Origin of the sequence: Amycolatopsis orientalis DSM 43388 (genome assembly GCF_000411975.1) — a bacterium.
GTDB classification, from domain to species: domain Bacteria; phylum Actinomycetota; class Actinomycetes; order Mycobacteriales; family Pseudonocardiaceae; genus Amycolatopsis; species Amycolatopsis orientalis_D.
Genome location: NZ_ASXG01000078.1, coordinates 1 through 20,667 on the forward strand (window position 1 = coordinate 1; position 20,667 = coordinate 20,667).

The window sequence follows — 20,667 nt, forward strand, 5'->3', positions numbered from 1 at the left end:
CCGGCCGCACCGGCGGCCGCGCTCCCGGCTCCGGCCCCGCCGCCCGTCAGCCCGCCCGGCAACGCGCTCCCGCTGCCGCCGCCCGCGCCGGAACCGAGCGCGCCGCCCGGTCCGCCGAACGATCCCGGCATTCCGGCGGTCGCGCCCGGGCCGCCCGTCCCCGGCAGCGACCCGGGACCTCCGGCCAGGGCGGACGACGCCGTGGTGAGCCCAGCGTCCGGAGAAGAGGAACCGGAAGAATCCCGGGAACCGCGCGATTCGCTCCGCGCCCGCCCGTCCGGATCGACGTTCGTCACCGCCGGCGCGTCGGTGAAGTGCGGCAGCTTGTCGTGTACGCCCTTGCTCGACGTCTCGTAGCTCTCCATCACGCGGACCGCCTCGGCCTTGGCCTGCGACGCGGCGCGTTTGGCGGGCAGGTGATCGTCGAGGAGCTGATCGACCATCACCGCGCCGCTGGGACCGCTGGCCGCGTTGAGGTCGTAGCCCTCGCGGAACTGGTTCTCCGCCGCGTAGAACACCGGCTCCGGCATCTTGTGCTTCGCCGTTTCGACCGCGCTCGTGTAGTGGTCGAGCTTGTCGCCGACCGCGCGCATCGTCTCGCTCGCGCCCGCGCCCCACGAGGTCAGCTTCGACGCCGACTCCGCCGCCTGCCCGGCCGCGCCGCCCCGCCACGACAGCAGCAGCTTCTGCACCGTCTTGTGCACCGCCGAGGTCGCCGAATCGACGTCGTAGGCGAGCGTGCCCCACTGGTGCGCGGACGCGCCCATCGCGACCGGGTCCGCGGTCATGATCATGTCGTAGAGCGTGGTGTGCGCCCAGGCGTTCCAGTTGATCTTGCCGAAGGACGCGTCCGTCAGGTTGGCCCGCTGGGCGAGCTTGGTGCGTCGCAGGACCCGGCGCTGCGCGGCGGTGGGCGGGTGGTCCTCGCTCCACAGCCGGTGCTTGCGGTGCTTCTCGTACGGCAGCCGTTCGTAGCCCGGTGTCCGGCTCATGCCGGCGTCCCTCCCCCGTCGTCCGCCCGGCGGCCCAGCGCGTCGAGCGAATCCTTGGCGTCGCTTTCCTGCTGGACGTGGCCCGCGCTCGCCCGGCGGATGGCCTCGCGCAAGGACGACAGCTCGTCGAGGTACTGCTGCAGGATCGCCTGCGCGCCGCCGTCGGCGGACCCGCGCACGCCGAACGCCTTCCGCAGGTGCGCGGCGACCGGGCTGGTGCCGTCCTTGAGCGGATGGGTGAGCTGCTTGGCCTGTTCGAGGCAGGCGGTCAGCTCCTGCTCGCGCCTCTCCAGCTCGGCGTCGGCGGCCGCGATCTCGGCCGGGTCCAGCTCGATGACGCCGGTGTCGGCGACGAGCTCGGCGTTGCCCGCGCCGGACGGGCCGCGCACCGAATCCGCCGTCTCCGGCCGCCCGGAGCGGTGCGTCTCCTTGGCCTGCTGCCGATGCAGCGCACGAACGTCTGCCCAGTCCGAAACCCGGTGCGAACTCACCCCAGTCCACCTCCCAGCGGGCGTCCTCGACGGACGCGCGCACCAGTATGTCAGCCGTCCGGACCGCAGGCATCCGGTCCGGGAAAGTCGGCGATGAGACGGCGGCGGCGCGAGCGCGGTTCCGCGGCTCACCCGGACGGCGGAGGGTTGCCCCTGGTGTCGGAGTCGCCTCCCGGAGCAGCGGCTCCGCCCCGCACAGCGGCCGCCCGCACGTCGTCGCCAGCGGAACACCAGAGGTCCGGGAAGGGGAACCCGAGGGAAGCGGAGTCCCTCGGGTTCCCCCGGATCGGCCAGGAGGCGCGCCGTTCAGCGGACGAACTCGAAGACCTGCTTCTGGATCCCGTTCGAGTAGGCTTCGCTTTCGATCAGCTTCAGCGGCTGCTTCTCCTTGTCGGTTTCGCTGAACAGCCGCTTCCCGGCGCCGAGCAGGACCGGGAAGACCAGCAGGTGCAGCCGGTCGACCAGGCCGGCGTCGGTGAGGTCGCGGACCAGCGTCGCGCTGCCGTTGACGATGATCGGACCGCCCTCGGTCTTCTTCAGCGCGGCGACGTCGTCGAGCGAGCGGAGGATGGTCGTCTCGCCCCAGTTCGTCACGAGGTCCTCCTCGCGCAGGGTGGTCGACACGACGTACTTCGGCATCACCTTGTAGTGCGGGAACTCGGCCATATCCGGCCACACCGGCGAGAACGCCTCGTAGCTGACGCGGCCGAGCAGCAGCGCGGTCGCCTCCTCCTGCTCGGCGCCCTTGAGCGCGTAGGCGGCGGGGTCGAATTCGATGTCCTTGAACGTCCAGCCGGCGTTCCGGTAGCCGGGCTCGCCGCCGGGGGCTTCGACGACGCCGTCGAGGGACACGAACGCGGTGGCGATGAGGGTGCGCATGGGATCAGCTCCTGGTTCGAAATGGTGTCTGTTCACCTACGCGTCGAACGGACCCGCCCCGATCAGACACGCCCTCCGCACCAGAGAGTATGACGTGGGTCACACCGCCGTGCGCCAGGCGTCGTACCCGTAGATCGCGTCCGCCGCGGCCGAGCTCGTCCCGCTCTGCTTGAGCCAGCTGTTGCCCCGCGAGGCCAGCTGCACCTCGCGGGTCCGGTCCAGCCGGGCCGCCTGGTACGCCTTCAGCGCGACCTCGACGTCCGGGTAGGCGGCCAGCGCCCGCGCCAGCACCACGCTGTCCTCGATGGCCATTCCACCGCCCTGCGCCATGAACGGCATCATCGGATGGCACGCGTCGCCCAGCAGCGTCACCGGCCCGGACGACCAGTTCGGCAGCGGATCGCGGACGTACAGCGCGGACTGCAGCACCGAATCGCACGCCTGGAGCAACGCGCGGGCATCGGGGTGGAAGCCGCGGTACGCCTCGCGCAGTTCCTCGACGTCCCCGGGCGTGGTCCACGATTCGTGCCGCCACTGGCTCTGCCGCGTGGTGGCGAAGACGAACACGTCCGCGCCGCGATTGAGCGGGAACGTCACCAGCTGCGTATCCGGATCCGGGCCCCACCACTTGGTGAAGCAGTCCAGGTTCGGCACGTCCACCGAGCCCGCGGGCAGCACCGCCCGGTACGCGACGACCCCGGTGAACTCCGGGTGTTCCGCGCCGAACAACGCGGTGCGCACGGCGGAGTGGATGCCGTCGGCGCCGAGCACCACGTCCGCGGAAGCCCGCGAAGAACCGAACTCCAGCTCGACCTGGTCCGATGTGGACAGTCCGGTCAGCTTGTGCCCCAAGCGGATCACGCCGTCGGGCAGCGCGCGTTCCAAGGCGGCCAGCAGATCCGCGCGGTGCATGGTGAGCTGGGGCGAGCCGTAGCGGCGTTCGGCCTCGTCGCCCATCGGCAGGCGCGAGGTTTCCTCGCCGGTGTCCCACGTGCGGCTGATCCGGTACTTCGGCCGCGCCGCGGTTTCCCGCAGCTCGTCGCCGATGCCGAGGCCGTCGAGCGCGCGGACGGCGTTGGGCGTGAGGTTGATGTCCGCGCCGACGCGGCCGAATCCGGCCGCCTGTTCGTGCACGACCGGCGAGAACCCGGTCTTCCGCAGGGCGGCAGCGGCGGCGAGCCCGCCGATTCCGCCGCCGACGATGGCGATTTCCGGCACAGCGAAAGCTCCTTCTAGACAGTGAGGTCGAGCAGATCGTGGCCCACGACGACCGGGCCGGAGTAGTGCGGACGGACGCGCCGAAGCCAGCCTTCGTCGTCGAGGCGGGCGGGATCGGCCGGGCCGAGGTGCGACAGCGCGACCCGCCGGGCCCCGGCCGCCGCGGCCACCCGGCCGACGTCCGCCGGCGAGGTGTGCGAGGCGGCGAGGAAGTCCAGCAGTTGCGGCGAATAGCCGATGCTGCGGTAGAACTCGGGTTCCATCGCTTCGTGCACGAGCAAATCGGCGCCCGCGGCCAGTTCGCCGACCGCGTCGCTGCGGGCGGTGTCGCCGGAGAAGGCGACCACGCCGTGCTCGGTCTCGAACCGGTAGCCCAGCGCCAGATGCAGCGGCGGATGCGGGACGGCCCGCGCGGTCACGCGGACCCGGTCGTCTTCGTGCACCACGATTTCCGCACCGGCCGCCACCGAGAGATCGGCGGCATCGACGAGCCCGGCCAGCCGCGGCCGGTCGCTGGTCCGCTGGCGCACCGCGACGTCCTGGCCGAAAGCCGCGAGGCTGCCCGCCACCAGGCCCTCGGTGCCGGCGGCGGGCGGACCGGGGTCGGTCAGGTCCGGGCCCGGCCCGTAGACCGGGACCGGCTCGACGACGCCCTGGTTGGCCGGGCCCCAGCCGAGCAGGAAGAGCGTGAACAGCTCGGCGACGTGGTCGGAGTGCAGGTGCGTCACGAACACCCCGGCCAGGTCGCGCAGGGACAGCCCGGCGGAGACGTACTTGCCGAGCGTCCCGTAGCCCGCGTCGACCAGGTAGACGCGGCCGCCGACCACCACCGCGTTCGCGCAGCCCTGCCGGCCCGGCGCCGGGTACGGCCCGGCCGCCGTGCCGAGCAAGATCACGCGCAGCGCGTCCGTCACGGCGAAACCTCTTCCAGCGTGCGGCCCTTGGTCTCTTCGGCGAAGAACCCGGCGACCAGCGCGCCGACCAGGCAGATCCCGCCGAGCACCAGGAACACCGACGCGAGGCCGCCGCCGCCGGCGTAGAGCGCGCCGACCAGGATCGGGCCGAGGATGAGGCCGAACCGGTTCAGCACGCCGCCGAGGCTGACGCCCAGCGCGCGGCTGCGGGTCGGGTACAGCTCCGGCGTGTACAGGTACAGGCAGACGTTGACCGCGAAGTTGAACATCGCCGCGAGCGACGACCACACCAGCAGCTGGAGCGGGGTTCCGGCGCCGAGCGCGCCCAGCACGACCAGCATCGCGGTCGTCCCGCCCAGGCCCGCGGCCAGCACGACCCGGCGGCCGAGCTTGTCCACGACCAGCGCGGCGATCAGGCAGCCGACGAGACCGGCGACCGACGTCGCGGTGCTGTACCAGAGCGCCTGCCCGATCGAGAGGTGGAACGAACCCTTGTACAACGTCGGCAGCCACGAGGTGATGCCGTAGTTGGCGAGGTAGCCGACGAACCAGACCGTCCACACCATCAGCGTGCGCCGCCGGTAGCGTCCGGCGAACAGGTCGCGCAGCGAACCGCGCTTGGCGGGCACCGCTGCCGGAACGTCCGCGGCCGCGGCGGGCGGAGGCAGCGGACGGCCCAGGGATTCCTCGACCCGGCGCTCGATGTACGCCATCGTCGCCTCGGCCTTCTCGGGCTGCCCGTGCGCGGCGAGCCAGCGCGGCGATTCCGGGATCCGCAGCTGCAGCAGCACCGCGGCGAGGCCGGGCACGGCGGCCAGCGCGAACAGCGGTCGCCAGCCCCAGTGCGGGATGACCCAGGCCGCGACCAGCGCGCCGACCGCGAGACCGGCCGGGAAGACGATCTCGTACATCAGCACGAACCGGCCGCGGCGGCGAGCACGGCTGATCTCCGCGATGTACGCGGCGGCAGTCGGCACTTCGCCGCCGATCGCCAGCCCTTGGACGAACCGCAGGATCAGGAACGGCAGCAAGGCGGTGCACAGCGTCATGGCCAGGCTGCACAACGCCGTGACGGCGACGCACAGCGTGATCACCTTGACGCGGCCGATCCGGTCCGCGGCCCAGCCGGACGCGAGCGCGCCGAGCAGCATGCCGATCGAGCCGATGGTCAGCGTCGCGGTGCCGGACGCGGTGCTCAGGTGCCATTCGCGGCTGATGACCGGCAGGGTGTAGGCGATCAGCAGCTGGTCGAACGCCTCGAAGAACGTGACGATGCCGATGATCAGGCGGATCGAGACCTGCCAGCGCGACATCGGGAGCCGTTCCAGCCGGGCGGCGATGTCCCGCTGGGTCACCTCGGGGGTGGCGGCGATACTCATGGGCCCTCCTCGGAGCCGGAGCGTGCAGTCGATCGTAAGGGGTTTCAGGCGGCCGGAGGAGAATCCGGCAGCCCGGCGTCCAGGAACCGGACCAGATCGTCCACAGCGGACGGTCCGGAGGGCAGCACGAGCCGATCGGGCGCGTGCGGGTCGAAAACGGGCGCGCCGGGCCACGGTGGCGGCTCGGGCCCGAGTGCGGCGGCGAGGTCCGCCCCGGCCAGTTCGGCGAGGTGGGCGGCGGAACCGAAACCGGCGGCGGCCACGCGGCGGCGCGGCATTCCCAGCCGGGTCCCGAGGTAGTCGAGAGCGCCGGCGAGGTCGGCTTCGAGATCGGACAGCGCGAGCGCGGCGAAGGCCGCGTCCGCGGTGTCCGGGCCGAAGGTGGGGCCGCCGGTCTCGTAGTAGAACAGCGGCGCGACGGTGACGTAACCGCAGCTCGCGAGCGTGCGGCAGCAGTATTCGACGGGTTCGTCGAGCCCGGCGGCGCCGTGCAGGACGAGCACCGCGCCGCGGACTCGCGAACCGCCGCCGGGCGGATGCCGCACGAGCAGCGGCGCGGACGTCCGCACCACCCGGCGGCCGCGGTTCGCGGGTCCGTGCCCGTGGTGATGGTGGACTTCGGCAGCTTCGATGGCGCCTCCCACGTCGGGTCTCCCTCAGCTCTCCGGAACCGGCACCGGCGGCACGAACGGCCGCGGCGTCGCGGGCAAAGCGGTCACGTCGACCTCGATCACGAACGGCCCCTGCTGGGCGACTGCCTTCGCCAGCGCGTCGGCGAACTGGCCGGGCTTGGACACCAGCGCGTGCGGCAGGTCCAGCGACTGCGCCATCCGCGCGAAGTCGGGCGTGTACAGGTCGACGCCGGCGCGCTGTCCGCGGTGGTGGTCCTGCATGTTGCGCAGCACGCCGTACCCGCCGTCGTTGAACACGACCAGCGCGAGCCACGGCCGTTCCTGCGCGAGCGTGCACAGTTCGCCGAGGTGCACCGCGAGACCGCCGTCGCCGACCAGCACCGCGGTCGGCGCGTCCGGCGTCGCGAGCGCGGCCCCGATGCCGGTGGCCAGGCCCTGCCCGATGCCGCCGCCGACCGGGAACACGTTGGTGCGCGGGTCGTAGATGTCCAGCAGCCGGTTGCCCCATTGGCTGGACGGAATGGTGACGTCGCGGGCGATCACGGACTCGGCCGGGAGCCCGTCGCGCAGCGCGGCGCAGATCTCCGCATACGGGCCGATCGCCTCGTTCAGGTTGTCCCGCACGGCTTTCCGGGTCGCGACGACCCGATCGCGCCAGCCCGGTTCCGTGCCGGATTCCACAGTGGACAAAGCAGTCAGCACGGTTGCGGCGTCGCCCCGCACCCCGACGGTAACTGGGTAGACCCGGCCCAGGGCTTCGGCATCGACATCGATCTGCAAGTGCCGTTCTGGCAGCTTCAGGTGGTAGTGCTTGGTTTCGTTCGAGCGGAAGTGCGTGCCGACCGAGACGAGCAGGTCGGCGTCGCCAAGCAGCTGCGCCGCCGACTCGTGCGCGGCGAAGTTCCCGACGACCAGTTCGTGGTTTTCCGGCACCGTGCCGCGGCCGGAGTTGCTGGTGAACACCGCCGCACCGAACCGTTCCGCGAGCGCGCGCACCTCGTCGCGCGCGCCAGTCGCTCCCCCGCCGAGCCAGAACACCGGACGACGCGCGGCAGCGAGCAATTCGGCGGCTTCCGCGAGCGCGGCGGCGTCGGGCGGCGGGACCGGAGCCGGTTCAAGCGAGCCGGGACGGAATTCGTGCCGCGAGTACTGCAGATCGATCGGCCACTCGACGCTCGCCGGGCCGCTCGGGACCGACAACGCGTGCCGGATCGCCGCGCGCAGCGTCTCCTCGGCGGTCTCCACCGACGTGATCGTGGCCGCGTGCTTGGAAATCGCGGTCAGCATGCCGATTTGATCGCGCGTCTCGTGAATGACACCGCGCCCGCTGCCGAGGAATTCGGAGTCGATCTGACCGGTCACGTGCAGCACCCGACTGCCCGCCGTCAGTGCCTCGACCAGCGCGCCCGCCGCGTTGCCCGCGCCGGTGCCGGTACTGGTGATCGCGACGCCGAGGCCGCCGCTGGCCCGGGAGTACCCGTCGGCGGCGTTCACCGCGGCTGCCTCGTGGCGCACCGGCACAAACCGCAGATGCCGCGAAACCGCTTCCACCAGCGGCAGGTTGTGCACACTCACCACGCCGAAGGCGGTGTCCACTCCGGCTTCGGACAGCAGGCGGACGAGCAGCTCGCCTCCGTGACCGTGATTCATGGGTCCGTCCTTTCTAGACGTAACGAGCGATGCCGCCGCCGACGTCGATCGTCGCGCCGGTCACATAGGAGGCACGCGGCGAAAGCAGCGTGACGATGGGGAAAGCGACTTCTTCCGCGGTGCCGAGCCGTCCCAGCGGGATCCCGCGGTCGGCGGCCAGCTCGGCCGACCAGTCCGCGAAGGACGACTCGCTGCCGGAAGCCTCGTACCGGCGCCGCCACTGTCCGGTGTCGACCAGGCCGAGGCAGACCGAGTTGACCCGCACGCCGTCCTCGGCCAGTTCGGTCGCCAGCGTCGTGGAGAGATTGAGCAGCGCCGCCCTCGCCGCCGAGGTGGCCGCCAACCGCGGTTCAGGCTGCCGGGCGAGGATCGCGTTCACGTTCACCACCGCCGGGTTCGACGCCGCACGCAACCACGGCAACGCGGCCCGGACGACGTGCAGCACCGAGAAGATCTTGAGGTGCAGCTCGTCGCGCCACTGCTCGTCAGTGGTCTCGGCGAGCCGCGCCATCAGCGAGCGGCCCGCGTTGTTCACGACGCCGGTCAGCCCGCCCAGTTCGCGGGCGGCGCCGGCGACGAACGTTTCCACCTGCTGCTGATCGAGCACGTCGCAGGACGCGGTGTGCAGCCGGGCGCCGTCCGCCCGGGGCAGATCGGCGAGGGCCTTCTCCAGCCGGACGCCGTCGCGGGCGCAGGCGGCGACGTGCGCGCCCTCCGCCAGCAGCGCGGCCGCGGTCGCGAGCCCGACGCCGGAGCTGGCCCCGGTCACGAGCACCGCCGCGCCCTTCAATCCCAAATCCACGGGTTTTCCCTTCAGCTGCAGACGAATCCGCCGTCGACCACGAGGGTCTGGCCGGTGATGTAAGAGGCCGCGTCGGACAGCAGGAACACCACTGAACCGACGACATCCTCCGGCTGTTGCGGCCGGGTCAGCGCGCGGTTCATCGCGTACAGGTCGTGCCGCTCCTGCGGAATGCCCGCGGTGGCTTCGACCTCGGTGAGCCCGGGCGCGACCGCGTTGACCGTCACGCCGTCCGGGCCGCCGTCCCGCGCCATCGCACGGGTCATCGCGATTACCGCGCCTTTGGAGGCCACGTACTGGACCAGCCGCGGCGAGCCGTACAACGCGGCGTCGGACGCGAGGTTCACGATGCGTCCACCGCTCTGCGCTAGCTGCGGATACAGCGCGCGGGAGACCAGCCACGGGCCCCGAGCGTTGACGGTCATCAACGTGTCCCACGCTTCGATGTCCAGCTCGGCGAAGTGCTTGCCGCCCACGCCGTCCGCCATCGCCGCGTTGTTCACCAAACCGTGCAGCGGGCCGAGTCTCGCGACCGCGTCCGCCAGAGCCGCGACAGAATCCGGGTCCGCCACATCGGTGTCGATCCGGTGTGCCTCAACGCCTTCCGCGTGCAACCGGGCGACCCCGTCCGCGGCCCGGTCCGGAGACCGTTCGGCGACGACGACCCGACCGCCTTGCGCGCCGATCTCGCGGGCGATCGCCCAGCCGAGACCGCGACCCGCGCCGGTGACCACATACAGCCGGTCCTTCATCGCGCCACCACCGAGTCCACTTCGGACAGAAAGGTCACGACCTCGGCGGAAAACCGGTGCGGCGATTCCTGATTCGCCGCGTGCCCGCCGGGCAGCACTTCCAGCCGCGCACCGGGGATCGAGGCGGCGAGCCGGCGTGCCTCGCCGACCCCGGTCACCTGGTCGTGCTCGCCGACGAGCACCAGCGTCGGCACCGAGATCCGGGACAGCCGCGGACCGTGGTCCGTCTCGGCCATCGATTCGGCGGCTGACGTGTACCCAGGCAGCCGGACACCCGCCATGATGTCCTCGACCCGTTGCGCCACCGCAGGATCCGCGCCGGGCGCGAGCAGCCGGGGCGCGCGACGGCGAGCGAACTCCGCCGCGCCCACCCGGTTCAGTTCGCTCGGCCGGGCCCGCATCACCGCGGCCCGCTCGGAGTCGATGCCGGAGCCCCGGGTCGAATCCGCCAGCACCAGCGAGCGCACGATCTCCGGGTGCTCCAGCGCGACCCGGGTCGCGATCACGCCGCCCCACGACACGCCAACGAGATGCGCGGGAACCGCGTCCAGCGAGGTCAGCACCCGGCCGACGAGCGCCGCGTATCCGGCCATCCCCAGCGGCTTCTCCGGATCGGCCGAACCGCCGTAACCGGGCGCGTCCCAGGCGAGCACGCGGTGTTTCGGGGCCAGACCGGCGAACTGTGCGTCGAACGACGCACTCGAACCGCCGATGCCGTGCAGCAGCAACACCGGACTGCCGTCCCCGGCGAGCCGCACCTGCACCCCGTCCACTGTGGAAATCACCGGAACACCGCCCTCGGCGCCGCCAAAGCTTCCAGCGCGGAAAGCACCGCAAATGGCACGACCTGGCTCGACGTCGGCGTCCGCGGCGACGGCTGGTTCTTGATCTCGAACCGGTACTCCCCCGCCGGACCCACCGCGGTGATCACGTGCGAGGTCAACGGCGCGGCCGGATCGGCGATCACCGCCGCTTCCACGACGTCCCAGTCCCGCACCGCCAACGCCACCGAAGCTGCCACGTTCGCCGACTTCGGGAACGCCGCGGTGATCTCCCGCGCGGGCCCGCGCCGCAGCTCGACCGGCTCGGTCGCCTGCCGCAATTCCTCTGCCTCCGCGGCGGACATCCACGGCTGGACCAGCGAAGAAGCCTTCTTCGTCGTCTCGATGACCACCCGTTCGAACGGCCCGAGCAGCGCCGCCGAACGCAGCAGGTCCAGCCCGCCGATCGCGCCGGTCGACAAATGGACCGCGCCCGGCCCGGCCGCGAGCAGCTTGTCCAGCAGCCCGTCCGCCGCCAGCGCGCCGACCGAAACCACCAGCAGATCGCAGCCCGCCGACAACACCTGCGGCCCGGCGTCCGCCAGCGCCCGCTGCCCGGCCGCCTCGACCACCAGGTCCGAAGCGGACAGCAGCTCCGGCAACGCGCACATCGGCAGACCGGCGGGCGAAAGCGCCGGATCGACGACCCCGGCCAACTCAGCGCCCGGGACCCGCCCGTCGCGCACCGCTTCGGCGACGACGGAGCCGATCGACCCCGCGCCCAGCACTCCTACCTTCACGACTGCCACCAAGCCGAGTAGCCGGGATCCGGCACGCCGCGCATGTGCGCGCGGACGTCCTTCGACGGCGGGCCCGCGGTGCCCCACAGGTCGGACAGCTCCGGCGTGCGCCGCCACACCCGGCACAGCCAGGCGTCCTCCTCGACCTGCGCGACCTCGGAGGTGTACTCGCAGACGAGCCCGGCCGGATCGGCGAAGTAGCTGAACGTGTTGCTGCCCGGACCGTGCCGGCCGGGGCCCCACAGCGGCGTGACGCCGTTGTGCTTGAGCCGCCCGATGCCGCGCATGAAGTGGTCGATCGAGTTCATCTCGTACGCGATGTGGTTCACCGACGCGAATTCGGCCTGGTTGAAGGCGATCACGTGGTGGTCGGCGTTGCAGCGCAGGAACGCCATCTGGTGCTCGGACCAGTCGGAGATCCGCATGCCCAGCACGCGGGTGTAGAACTCGCAAGCCGCGTCGATGTCGACCGTGTTGAGCACGACGTGCGCCAGTTTGCGCGGCACCGCGGCGCGTCCGTCCGGATCGCCCGGAACGACCGCGTCGACCTCGGCGGACAGCTCCACCAGGCGGCCTTCCGGGTCGGCGAAGCGCAGGCCGTACCCGCCGCCGACCTGGTCGAGCTTGCCGGGTTCGGTGACGAGCGGGACGCCGTGCGCGGCGAGCCGGGCGGCGGCCGCGTCGACCTCGCGCGGAGTGGCGACGGCGAACGCGATCTTGCCCAGCGCGTTCCGGTCGGCCTGTTCGAGCTGGAGCACGTGGTGCTCGTCGCCGGAACCGCGCAGCCACACGGCGCCGCGGTCGGCTTCGACCTGCTGCAGCCCCCAGACTTCGCGGTAGAACTCGCCGGAATCGGCGCACTGCGTCGAACGCAGCGTCACCGCGCGCAGGGCGCGGAGCGCCGCGATGGGTTCGGCGGACATGAGGCCTCCTGGGTCAGCTGGTCGGGGCGGGCACGGGCGCGGCCGGAGCCGGCGCGGCGGGAGCGGCGAGCGCGGCGGCCTGGCGGCGGGCTTCCGACCGCAGCAGCCGGCGCATCCGGACGAGCGCGATGTCGTGCTGGTACAGGTTTTCCCGGTCCCACGCGTCGAGCGGCATCGCTTCGGCCATCTCGCGGTCCTGCTCCAGCACCGCCCAGTGCCGGGCTTCGAGCCGGTTGCGGTACAGCAGGCGCCAGCTGTCGCGTTCCCAGCCGGAAACCTTGCGGCAGCGCCAGAAGAAGGCCGCGTGCTGCGTTTCGTTGATCGCGCACAACGCGGCGACGATGGTGAACGCGCCGCCCGGGCCGGCGGTGTCCGGATACGGGATGTCGAGGGTGACCCACTGCGCGCCGGCGTCGGTGAGCTGCACCCAGTCGAAGTTCACGCCGCGCTGGTCGGTCTTCTCGAAGACGAACCCGTCGTCGATCGCGCGGATCTGGAAGACGGCCTCGCGCTTGCCGCCGAACATGGTGTGGCTGTTGCGGTGCAGGAACGCGCCGTGCATCGGGTCGAGCAGGTTGTCCAGGGAGTAGCCGTAGGGCGCGTCCCATTCGACGTAGCAGAGGAAGTTGTCCCATTCGCCGCCCGCGATCGGGTCCGGCGCGCGCAGCGGCGCCGGCTCGGCGGACTCGTCCAGGCCGAACCAGGCGAATACGGCGCCGGCGTGCTCCTCGGCGGGGAACGTCCGCAGCGCGCGACGGCCTTCCAGCGCGCACCCCGGGCTGCCGGGGACCGACACGACGACGCCGTCGCCGTCCACCTGCACGCCGTGGTAGTTGCAGGCGACCCGGTCGCCCATGTGCACGCCGAGCGAAAGCCGCGCGCCGCGGTGCGGACAGCGGTCTTCCTGCACGTGCACGACCCCGGCGGAGTCGCGCCAGAGCAGCAACTGCTCGCCGGCCCGCTCGATGCGGGTCAGCTCGCCGCGCTGGACGGTGCTGGACGGGCACAGCGGGTACCAGCGGTCGCGCAGGCCCAGCGCCAGCAGCTCTTCGGCGGTCTTGATCGCCATCACGCCTCCCCGGCCAGCCGAGCGAGCTCGGCGGTGAAGGTTTCTTCGGTCCAGTCGGAGCCGTCCGCCGGGCGCAGGCCGCCCGCGTTGAGCGCGGAGACCACGCCGGGCAGGTCGTGCACGCCCCGGCCGTAGACGGCTTCCAGCTCGTCGGCCAGCGCGTTCTCGTAGCTCGTCGGCGGGGCGGTGCGGCTCTGCACCGGCCGCAGCTGCAGCGGAAGAGGGGCAGGGAGCGGCATGGAGCATTCCCTTCGTGGTGGGTCGGGTCTTGTGAGTGGCGAAGCCGGTTCTAACCGGCTTCGCCACTCACGAGGCTCAAGCGGCGGCGGGGGCCAGTGCGGCTCGCCCGGCGGCGGTGAGCACCGCGGGCACCCGCAGCCCCGGTCCGCGCGGCGCGGCCGGTTCGGGGACGAGCAGCCCGGCCAGCTGGTGCCCGAGCGTCGGGTCGCAGCAGGCGAGGCCGTCGACATAGAGGTGCGGTTCGCGGCTGCACGTCATCTCCACGTGCCCCGCGGCGGCGGCGCGCAGCACGGCGAGCTGCCGGTGGGTGTGTCCGGCCATGGCCGGCTCCTCAGGATCGGTTCTGCTAAAGATCGAGCACGAGTTCGGCGGACCGGCACCGCGACACGCAGAGCATCATGGTCCCGGAGTTCGCCTTCTCGTCGTCGTCGAGCACGAAATCGCGGTGGTCCGGTTCGCCGGCGAGCACCTTCGTTTCACAGGTTCCGCACACGCCCTCGCGGCACGAGGTCGGCACGGAGATCCCGGTGCGGCCGAGCGCGTCCACAATGGACTCGCCGGCGGCCACCGAGACGCGGGTCCCGGAACCGGCGCACACGACGTCGAATCCCGTTCCCGGCGCGGGCGCCGGAGTCTCGGGAGCCCGGAAGCGTTCGACCCGCAGGGTCGCCGTCTCCGGCATCGCCGCCTCGACCGCGCGGATGAGCGGTTCGGGACCGCAGCAGTGCACGACCGTGCCCGGCGCGAGCCCGGCGAGCCGGGCGGCCAGGTCCGGCGGACCGCCGCGCTCGTCGTCGGCGTGCACTTCCAGCCGGTCCCCGGCGAGCCCGGAAAGCTCGTCCAGGAAAGCCATCCCGCCGCGCGACCGTCCACAGTAGAGCATCGACCACGGCACGGAGCCGCCGGCGAGTTTCCGGGCCATCGCGAGGATCGGCGTCACGCCGATGCCGCCGGCGACGAGCAGGTGCTGCGGGGCGTCGTGCAGTTCGAAGGTGTTGCGCGGGCCTTCCACGGGAAGGACGCTTCCCGCGGTGAGCCGCTCGTGCACCCACGCGCTGCCGCCGCGCGAGGACTCCTCCCGCAGCACCGCGACCGTCCACGTGTGCGTGTCGGCCGGGTCGCCGCAGAGGGAGTATTCGCGCACCAGCCCGTTCGGCAAGTGCAGGGACAGGTGCGCACCCGGCTCCCAGCCGGGCAGCGGCTTGCCGTCCGGATCGCGCAGTTCCACCTGCGTCACGCGGTCGGCAAGCCAGGTCGTCCGGTGCACCCGCAGCATCGTCGGCATCGCGATCACTTCTCAGCGAGTGACGCCGTGCATCGGCGAGGTGGGCGGGTAGGTCGGCAGCTGCGGCTTCTGCGCGCCGATGATGACGCAGAACAGCGCGTCGGTGTCGCCGGCATTGCGCAGGCTGCGCGGCACCCCGGCGGGCACGCGGATCAGGTCGCGGTAGCCGAGCACGCGGGTCGCGGTCTTGGTGCCGTCCTCGACGTCGTGCACGGTCACCTCCAGGGTGCCCTCGAGGACGAAGAACGCCTCTTCCACGTCGTGGTGGGTGTGCTCCGGGCCGATCGCGCCGACCGGCAGCCGCATGTTGGAGAAGGTGAAGTGCTCGGAGGGCAGCTGGCGCGAGTCGCCCTCGTGGTTGCCGGTCGCGCCGGAGCCGATGTAGCGGATCTGCGCGCGGCGGAACTCGTCGCCCTTCGCGGCGGCCTGGAAGCCGAGGGTGTCCCAGTCCTCGTACCGCGTCTCGCGAGCGGCGATGCACGAGTCGATGAGCTCCTCGAGGTGCTGATGCTTGCTTTCGGTGGTGGTCATCGCGGGGCAACTCCTCCGGTGGTCCTCGGCGGGCTCGCCGCCGAATGCCTTAGGTCTAAGAGACTTACGATTAAGGGTTGTACCCCGCGGCCTGTGATCCGCACAACCCCTTAGGCCTAAAATTCTTTTCCGGCGCCCTCGCGTCCGGCCGGGCCTTGACGAAATCTTAGGTCTAAGGTTTCCTCGGTCGCACCCCTCCTCGCCCGCGCCGAAAGGACGTCCGCCATGCAGCCCTTCCCCGTCCCGCCCGACGAAATCCCGGTCGGCGGCGAGTGGCAGCTCGGCGGCGGTCCCGCGGCCACGTGCGTGGATCCCGCCGACGGCGCGCCGGTCGCCTCGATCCACGCCGCCGACTCCGCCCAGGTCGACGCCGCCGCCCGGGCCGGTGCCGCGGCCGCCGCGGACCCGGCCTGGCGGGACCTGCTGCCGCACCAGCGCGCCCGTCTGCTGACCCGCGTCGCCGACGCGATCGAAGACCACGCCGAGCACCTCGCCCTGCTGCAGACCCGCAACACCGGCAAGGCACTCGGCGAAACCCGCGCGCTGGTCGCGAGCGCGGCCGGCACCTTCCGCTACTACGCAGCCGCGCTCGAAACGCTCGAAGGCGAACTGCCGCCGAGCCGCGGCGCGCACCTGACGATGAGCGTGCACGAACCGATCGGCGTCGTCGGCGCGATCACGCCGTGGAACTCCCCGATCGCCAGCGACGCCCAGAAAATCGCCCCCGCGCTGGCGGCCGGGAACGCGGTGCTGCTCAAACCGGCCGAAGCCACTCCCCTGGTTTCGCTCGCGCTGGCGCGCCTCGCACACGACGCCGGAGTGCCGCCCGCGCTGCTGTCCGTCCTGCCCGGCCCGGGTGCGGTCGTCGGCGACGCCATCGCCCGGCACCCGCTGGTCGGCAAGCTCGCCTTCACCGGCGGCACCGCCACCGGCCGCGTGCTGGGCCGGATCGCCGCGGACCGGATCATCCCGGTCACCATGGAACTGGGCGGCAAATCCCCGACGATCGTCTGCGAGGACGCGGACGTCGAGGAGACTGTCGCCGGAATCCTGTATGGAATCTTCTCGTCGACCGGCCAGAGCTGCATCGCCGGATCGCGGATCTTCCTGCCGCGCAAGCAGTACGACGCATGGGCTTCCCGGCTGACCGCGGCCGCGTCGGCGCTGCGCCTCGGCCCCGGGGTCGATCCGGCCACCCAGGTCGGGCCGCTGGCGACGTTCGCCCACCGCGACAAGGTGGCCGCGATGGTCGACCGGGCCCGCGAAGAAGGCGCGGCCGTCCGCTGCGGCGGCCGAATTCCCGCCGAGGAACGCTTGTCCCGCGGCGCTTATTACCTGCCGACCCTGCTGGACGGTCTTCCTCCGGACGCGAAAACCTGCCAGGAGGAAATCTTCGGCCCGGTCGGCGTCCTGCTGCCGTACGACGACGAGGAAGACCTGATCGCCCAGGCCAACGCGACCGTCTACGGCCTGGCGTGCGGAATCTGGACCGCCGACTACCGCCGCGCGCTCCGCCTGGCCCGCCGCATTGAAGCCGGGACAGTGTGGATCAACACGTACAAGCAGTTCAGCATCTCGACCCCGTTCAGCGGCACGAAGGAAAGCGGCCTCGGCACCGACAAGGGCCGTACCGCGATCCGCAGTTACCAGCGGCAGAAGAGCCTGTACCTGAGCCTGGCGGAGGACCCGATCCCGTGGGCTCGGGGGTGAGCCGGCCTTGCGGTTCGGCGGCGTCGCCGGGAACGGTCGCCGCCTGATCGCGGCCGGCCGGGGGGAACGCCGAGGGAAGCAGGGTCCTTGCGGTTTCCCCTCCCGGACCTCCCCGCCGGCGAGGCGTGCACGAAGGTCCCCGCCGCAGGACCGGTCGCGCCCGCACACCCGCTCCGCGCGGACCGCGCCGGGGAATCCCGGGCGGCACCACCGCCGCGGAGAGAAGCTCAGTCGCCGAACTCGGCCTGGTCCAGCGACCGCTCCAGCCGCCCCAGCAGTTTCGCCAGCTGTGCCCGTTCCGCCGCGGTCAACCCGGCCAGCATGCGGTTTTCGTTGGGGAAATGCTCGTGCACCACCTTGTCCGTGGCCGCGAGCCCTTCCTCGGTGAGGCCGATGAACACGACCCGCCGGTCGTCCTCGTCGCGTTCGCGGCGGACGAGCCCGGCCTGGACCAGCTTGTCGACGCGCTGCGTGATGCCGCCGGTGGTGAGCAGGTTGGTGTCGGCGAGGTCGCCCGCCGTGCGCCGGTACGGCACCCCGCCCCGGCGGAGCGCGGCGAGGATCCCGAAGTCCGCCACCGTGATCCCGTGCCGGGCGAACACGCGCGTCAGCTGCCGCTGATACCGGTCGAACGAACGATGCAACCGCCCGAACACCGCGAGCGGCGACGTGTCGACCTCCGGCATCTCCGCGCGCCACTGCGCGAGCATCTCGTCGACCTCGTCCGGCTCGGTACGCTTCGGCATCCGGCACCCCCCGTGAATAGCTTCGCGCTAAGAATAGCACCACTAAGGTTTCTGAAGGGCCCGCGCACGGGGGCGGATGCGGCTAGGGTGACCCGATGGCGGTCAAGCGGATGGACAACGTCCTCATCGTCGTCGAGGATCTCGACGCGGTCATCGCGTTCTTCGTGGAACTCGGGCTGGAGCGGGAAGGCAAAGGCCCGCTGGACTGGACCGGCGCGGAACGGGTGGTCGGCCTGAAGGACGTCCGGCAGGACGTCGCCATGCTGCGCGTCCCGGACGGCCCCGGCCGCGTCGAACTGGCGAAATTCCACCAGCCGAAGGCGGTCGCCCCGGAACCGTGGAACGCCCCGGCGAACACGCTGGGCATCCGCCGCATGATGTTCGCGGTGGACGACCTCGAAGACACCCTCGCCCGGCTGCGGGCGCACGGGGCCGAACTGGTCGACGAGGTGGTGCAGTTCGAGAACATCTATCTGCTTTGTTATGTCCGGGGTCCGGAGAACATCGTCGTGGGGCTTGCCCAGGAACTGGGCTGAAGCCCGGGAGCCGCTGCTGTTTCGAAGACATCCGGTTGCGGTGCCGCTCTTCGAGAGCGGCACCGCAACCGGCGATCAGTAACCCAAAGATTTCCAGGCCACGTCAGCGATCAAGGCCTGCCCCTGCACACTCGGGTGAAAATAGTCCACAGTGGACACATCACTCGGATCGAACCGGGCCGCGAAGCCCGCTCCTCCGTCGTATTCGCACTGCGCGTACTCGGCGCACACCGCGGCCAGTTCGGCGTTGTAATCGACGATCCGCTGCCGGAAAGCTTCGCGCCGTTGCTGGTCGGCCGGGGCGGTCGAGGTCGGATTCGCCAGCAGCGCGTCGCATTCGTGGAAGGTGCCCCACTTGGCGACGGCGGACTTGTCCGTGTGCAGGATGTCCCACAGCTGGTAGATGTCCGGAATGGACACCACCTTGACCTGAGCGCCGGGCAGCCCCTGCCGCAGAGTGCTCATCGCCTCCTTGAACTGGCCCGCGAACGTCTCGACGCTGGTGCCGCCGCTGCAGGCGTCGTTGTTGCCCATCAGCACGGTGACCAGGCCGACGCGGCTCGCCACCGCGGCTTTCGCCTGCCTGGGCAGGTCGTTCATCCGCGCGCCGCTCACCGCGAAGTTGTGGTTCGCGCCGGCCGGCATCCGCGACCGCTGGTAGTAGCTGTCGATCGCGGTGCCGGTGGCCCAGGAATTGCGGACGCAGTCCGTCCACGGCAGCAGGCAGGTGTTGAACGCCCGCGTCATCGAGTCGCCCAGCGCGGCCATCGACGTCGGAGCCGGGGCGGCGCTGGCCGACGGGCACCCGAGGACCGCCGCTGCGAACGCGACGACCGCGACGGCCCAGCGGGCGACCGGTTTCCGGTTCATGAGCGCACCCCCGCCTGCACACCGTCAGCTCGGCTGTTCCGGACGAAATCCGACCAGCCCGCGGTGTCCTGCCGCAGTCCGGGGCTCGGACCGTAGAACACGCTCTTCGCCGCCTGGTCGCCGGCCAGGTGGTACTGCAGCCAGGCGGTGACCGCGCCGACGAGGCGGTACCGCGTGTCGCCCTGCAGGAAGTGCGTGGCTCCGCGCAGCTGTCCGTAGACGGCCGGCACCTGGTCGCACGCGGCGAACCGGGCGCGGACGTACGGCGCCGGGACGATGATGTCCGCCTGCCCGGACACGAAGAACGCCGGACCGTGCAACGCGTTCACCCTGCCCTGCGGTCCCGGCATGATCGGGATTGTCGTCTTGACCAGCGGGTCGGCACCGGCCGCGAGGGCACCGCCGCCGCCCTGGGAGTGGCCCGCGGCGGCGATCTCCCCGGTGGCGACGCGTTCGTGGAAAACGCTGCCAGAGCGGGCGTTCTCGGCGATCAGGTACTTCGCCCCGGCGAGCATTTCCTCGCCGGAGCCGGACTGTCCGGTGTTCGCCGCGGCGACGACGTACCCCCAGCTGGCGAGATGGGTGAACAGGACTTCGTACTGGTCGACGGTGGCGCCGGTTCCGTTGCCCCAGATCAGCACCGGGTGCTTGGCGGTGCTCGAGGCGAGGTCCGCCGGGTAGTAGAGGGTGTGCGCGCCGTCGCCGGCGGCCTTGACGGGCTGGTGCGGCCCGTCCTTTTCGTAGTCGCGGGCGGTGGCCGCGGGGCTGGGCGGAGCCGCCGCGGCCGCCTCCGGCACCAGCGCGACGGCGACCGCCGCAGTGGTCGCCGCCAGGACGGATCTCCGGCTGAACGAACGCATGTCGGGCTCCGGGATCAGTTGTAGAAGTGGATGTAGCGGAACGAGGAGGCGCTCACGTCGTGGACAAGGTAGTGCCCGTCGCCGGTCCAGTTGTAGTCCTCGACGGTCACCGTCCCGCCGTGCACGCTGTCGACGATCGCGACGTGGCCGTAGGTGCCGTTGTCGGTCTGGGCGATCGAGCCCGCCGTCGGGGTGTTGTCGACGCGGTAGCTGTGGTTGCGGGCGTTGTCGTCCCAGTACTTCGCGTCGCCGTAGTTGTTCGCGCTTTCGCCGTGGCGCGCGATGTTGAAGGCCGCCCACGAAACGCACTCGCGGTTGTACATGTTCCAGTCGTCGACGACGGAGTCCTGCGGGACGTTCCGCCACTTCGCGGGGTAGATGTCACCGATGGTTCCCGCCGTCGACGAGGCCGGGACGGTGCCGTAGTGCGCGGCCATCGACGTCTGCTGAGCGGTGGTCGCGTGCGCGGTGCCGGTGCCGCTGACGGCGAAGGCGGCCGCGGCGGCGAGGGCGAGAACGGCGCGGGAGGGTCGGCGCATGGGGATGCCCTTCCTGTTCGGGGAGTGAATGCGCCGTGACGGTAAGTCGCTGATCAAGTGCGAACCAGACCTTTGTGGACGACTGGTC

The 20,667-nt window shown here is 71.6% G+C and carries 24 protein-coding genes; 2 read left to right on the forward strand and 22 right to left on the reverse strand.

Going from position 1 to position 20,667, the window contains the following annotated elements; translation table 11 throughout:
- From L942_RS45865 to L942_RS15185, 18 genes are all read right to left on the reverse strand, one after another.
- A partial coding sequence (locus L942_RS45865; protein ID WP_037360451.1) for a WXG100 family type VII secretion target occupies positions 1-992 on the reverse strand: 992 nt, incomplete at its 3' end.
- The gene (locus L942_RS15105; RefSeq protein ID WP_037360452.1) at positions 989-1,483 is read right to left on the reverse strand and encodes a hypothetical protein; all 495 of its coding nucleotides are present in this window, start codon (positions 1,481-1,483) and stop codon (positions 989-991) included. The genes L942_RS45865 and L942_RS15105, both read right to left, overlap by 4 nt.
- 306 nt (positions 1,484-1,789) lie before the next feature.
- Positions 1,790-2,362 (reverse strand): dihydrofolate reductase family protein, encoded by a 573-nt coding sequence (locus tag L942_RS15110; RefSeq protein WP_037360453.1) that lies wholly within the window; start codon positions 2,360-2,362, stop codon positions 1,790-1,792.
- A 99-nt stretch (positions 2,363-2,461) separates the two neighbouring features.
- Positions 2,462-3,580 carry an FAD-dependent monooxygenase gene (locus L942_RS15115; protein WP_037360454.1) on the reverse strand — a complete coding sequence of 373 codons (1,119 nt, stop codon included), beginning with the start codon at positions 3,578-3,580 and terminating at the stop codon, positions 2,462-2,464.
- Positions 3,581-3,594: 14 nt separating this feature from the next.
- Positions 3,595-4,494 carry an MBL fold metallo-hydrolase gene (locus tag L942_RS15120; RefSeq protein WP_235079142.1) on the reverse strand — a complete coding sequence of 300 codons (900 nt, stop codon included), beginning with the start codon at positions 4,492-4,494 and terminating at the stop codon, positions 3,595-3,597.
- Positions 4,491-5,873, reverse strand: coding sequence for an MFS transporter (locus L942_RS15125; protein ID WP_051165986.1), 1,383 nt, complete (start codon positions 5,871-5,873; stop codon positions 4,491-4,493). The genes L942_RS15120 and L942_RS15125 overlap by 4 nt, the downstream gene beginning before the upstream one ends.
- Before the next feature lie 44 nt (positions 5,874-5,917).
- Positions 5,918-6,517 (reverse strand): dienelactone hydrolase family protein, encoded by a 600-nt coding sequence (locus tag L942_RS15130; RefSeq protein ID WP_037360455.1) that lies wholly within the window; start codon positions 6,515-6,517, stop codon positions 5,918-5,920.
- 12 nt (positions 6,518-6,529) lie between these two features.
- Entirely contained in the window at positions 6,530-8,155 is a 1,626-nt protein-coding gene (locus tag L942_RS15135; RefSeq protein ID WP_037360456.1) for a thiamine pyrophosphate-binding protein, read from the reverse strand.
- A gap of 13 nt (positions 8,156-8,168) precedes the next feature.
- Positions 8,169-8,957: an SDR family oxidoreductase gene (locus L942_RS15140; protein ID WP_037360457.1), complete on the reverse strand. Its 789-nt coding sequence runs from the start codon at positions 8,955-8,957 to the stop codon at positions 8,169-8,171.
- A gap of 11 nt (positions 8,958-8,968) precedes the next feature.
- Positions 8,969-9,709: a 3-oxoacyl-ACP reductase family protein gene (locus L942_RS15145; protein WP_037360458.1), complete on the reverse strand. Its 741-nt coding sequence runs from the start codon at positions 9,707-9,709 to the stop codon at positions 8,969-8,971.
- Positions 9,706-10,494: an alpha/beta fold hydrolase gene (locus L942_RS15150; RefSeq protein WP_081655076.1), complete on the reverse strand. Its 789-nt coding sequence runs from the start codon at positions 10,492-10,494 to the stop codon at positions 9,706-9,708. The genes L942_RS15145 and L942_RS15150 overlap by 4 nt, the downstream gene beginning before the upstream one ends.
- A complete protein-coding gene (locus L942_RS15155; protein WP_235079144.1) occupies positions 10,491-11,279 on the reverse strand; it encodes an aspartate dehydrogenase domain-containing protein in 789 nt (262 codons plus the stop codon). The genes L942_RS15150 and L942_RS15155 overlap by 4 nt, the downstream gene beginning before the upstream one ends.
- Complete coding sequence (locus L942_RS15160) at positions 11,267-12,193, reverse strand: VOC family protein (protein ID WP_037360462.1); 927 nt, start codon at positions 12,191-12,193, stop codon at positions 11,267-11,269. The genes L942_RS15155 and L942_RS15160 overlap by 13 nt, the downstream gene beginning before the upstream one ends.
- 13 nt (positions 12,194-12,206) lie before the next feature.
- On the reverse strand, positions 12,207-13,262 hold the full coding sequence (locus L942_RS15165; RefSeq protein WP_037360464.1) for a Rieske 2Fe-2S domain-containing protein: 1,056 nt from the start codon (positions 13,260-13,262) through the stop codon (positions 12,207-12,209).
- Positions 13,262-13,501, reverse strand: coding sequence for a recombinase-like helix-turn-helix domain-containing protein (locus L942_RS15170; protein WP_037360468.1), 240 nt, complete (start codon positions 13,499-13,501; stop codon positions 13,262-13,264). Before L942_RS15170 ends, L942_RS15165 begins: the two co-directional genes overlap by 1 nt.
- Positions 13,502-13,577: 76 nt before the next feature.
- The gene (locus tag L942_RS15175) at positions 13,578-13,823 is read right to left on the reverse strand and encodes a hypothetical protein (protein ID WP_037360472.1); all 246 of its coding nucleotides are present in this window, start codon (positions 13,821-13,823) and stop codon (positions 13,578-13,580) included.
- A 25-nt stretch (positions 13,824-13,848) separates the two neighbouring features.
- Positions 13,849-14,787 (reverse strand): PDR/VanB family oxidoreductase, encoded by a 939-nt coding sequence (locus L942_RS15180; protein WP_037360686.1) that lies wholly within the window; start codon positions 14,785-14,787, stop codon positions 13,849-13,851.
- Positions 14,788-14,799: 12 nt separating this feature from the next.
- Entirely contained in the window at positions 14,800-15,318 is a 519-nt protein-coding gene (locus L942_RS15185) for a cupin domain-containing protein (protein ID WP_037360475.1), read from the reverse strand.
- A gap of 225 nt (positions 15,319-15,543) precedes the next feature.
- Between L942_RS15185 and L942_RS15190 the strand changes: the two genes are divergently transcribed.
- Complete coding sequence (locus L942_RS15190; RefSeq protein ID WP_037360478.1) at positions 15,544-17,028, forward strand: aldehyde dehydrogenase family protein; 1,485 nt, start codon at positions 15,544-15,546, stop codon at positions 17,026-17,028.
- Between the two features lie 227 nt (positions 17,029-17,255).
- Here the strand turns inward: L942_RS15190 and L942_RS15195 are convergent, their stop codons facing one another.
- Entirely contained in the window at positions 17,256-17,774 is a 519-nt protein-coding gene (locus L942_RS15195) for a MarR family winged helix-turn-helix transcriptional regulator (RefSeq protein WP_037360480.1), read from the reverse strand.
- A 95-nt stretch (positions 17,775-17,869) separates the two neighbouring features.
- On the opposite strand from L942_RS15195, the gene L942_RS15200 reads away from it, so the two are divergent.
- Positions 17,870-18,310 (forward strand): VOC family protein, encoded by a 441-nt coding sequence (locus L942_RS15200; RefSeq protein ID WP_063695774.1) that lies wholly within the window; start codon positions 17,870-17,872, stop codon positions 18,308-18,310.
- A 75-nt stretch (positions 18,311-18,385) separates the two neighbouring features.
- Here L942_RS15200 and L942_RS15205 read toward each other — a convergent pair whose 3' ends face one another.
- From L942_RS15205 to L942_RS15215, 3 genes are read right to left on the reverse strand one after another with little or no spacing between them, the layout of a single operon-like run.
- Positions 18,386-19,180, reverse strand: a complete 795-nt coding sequence (locus L942_RS15205; RefSeq protein WP_037360482.1) for an SGNH/GDSL hydrolase family protein — start codon at positions 19,178-19,180, stop codon at positions 18,386-18,388.
- On the reverse strand, positions 19,177-20,040 hold the full coding sequence (locus tag L942_RS15210; protein WP_037360485.1) for a poly(ethylene terephthalate) hydrolase family protein: 864 nt from the start codon (positions 20,038-20,040) through the stop codon (positions 19,177-19,179). The genes L942_RS15205 and L942_RS15210 overlap by 4 nt, the downstream gene beginning before the upstream one ends.
- Positions 20,041-20,054: 14 nt before the next feature.
- On the reverse strand, positions 20,055-20,579 hold the full coding sequence (locus L942_RS15215; RefSeq protein WP_037360487.1) for a CHAP domain-containing protein: 525 nt from the start codon (positions 20,577-20,579) through the stop codon (positions 20,055-20,057).
- Positions 20,580-20,667 lie beyond the last annotated feature (88 nt).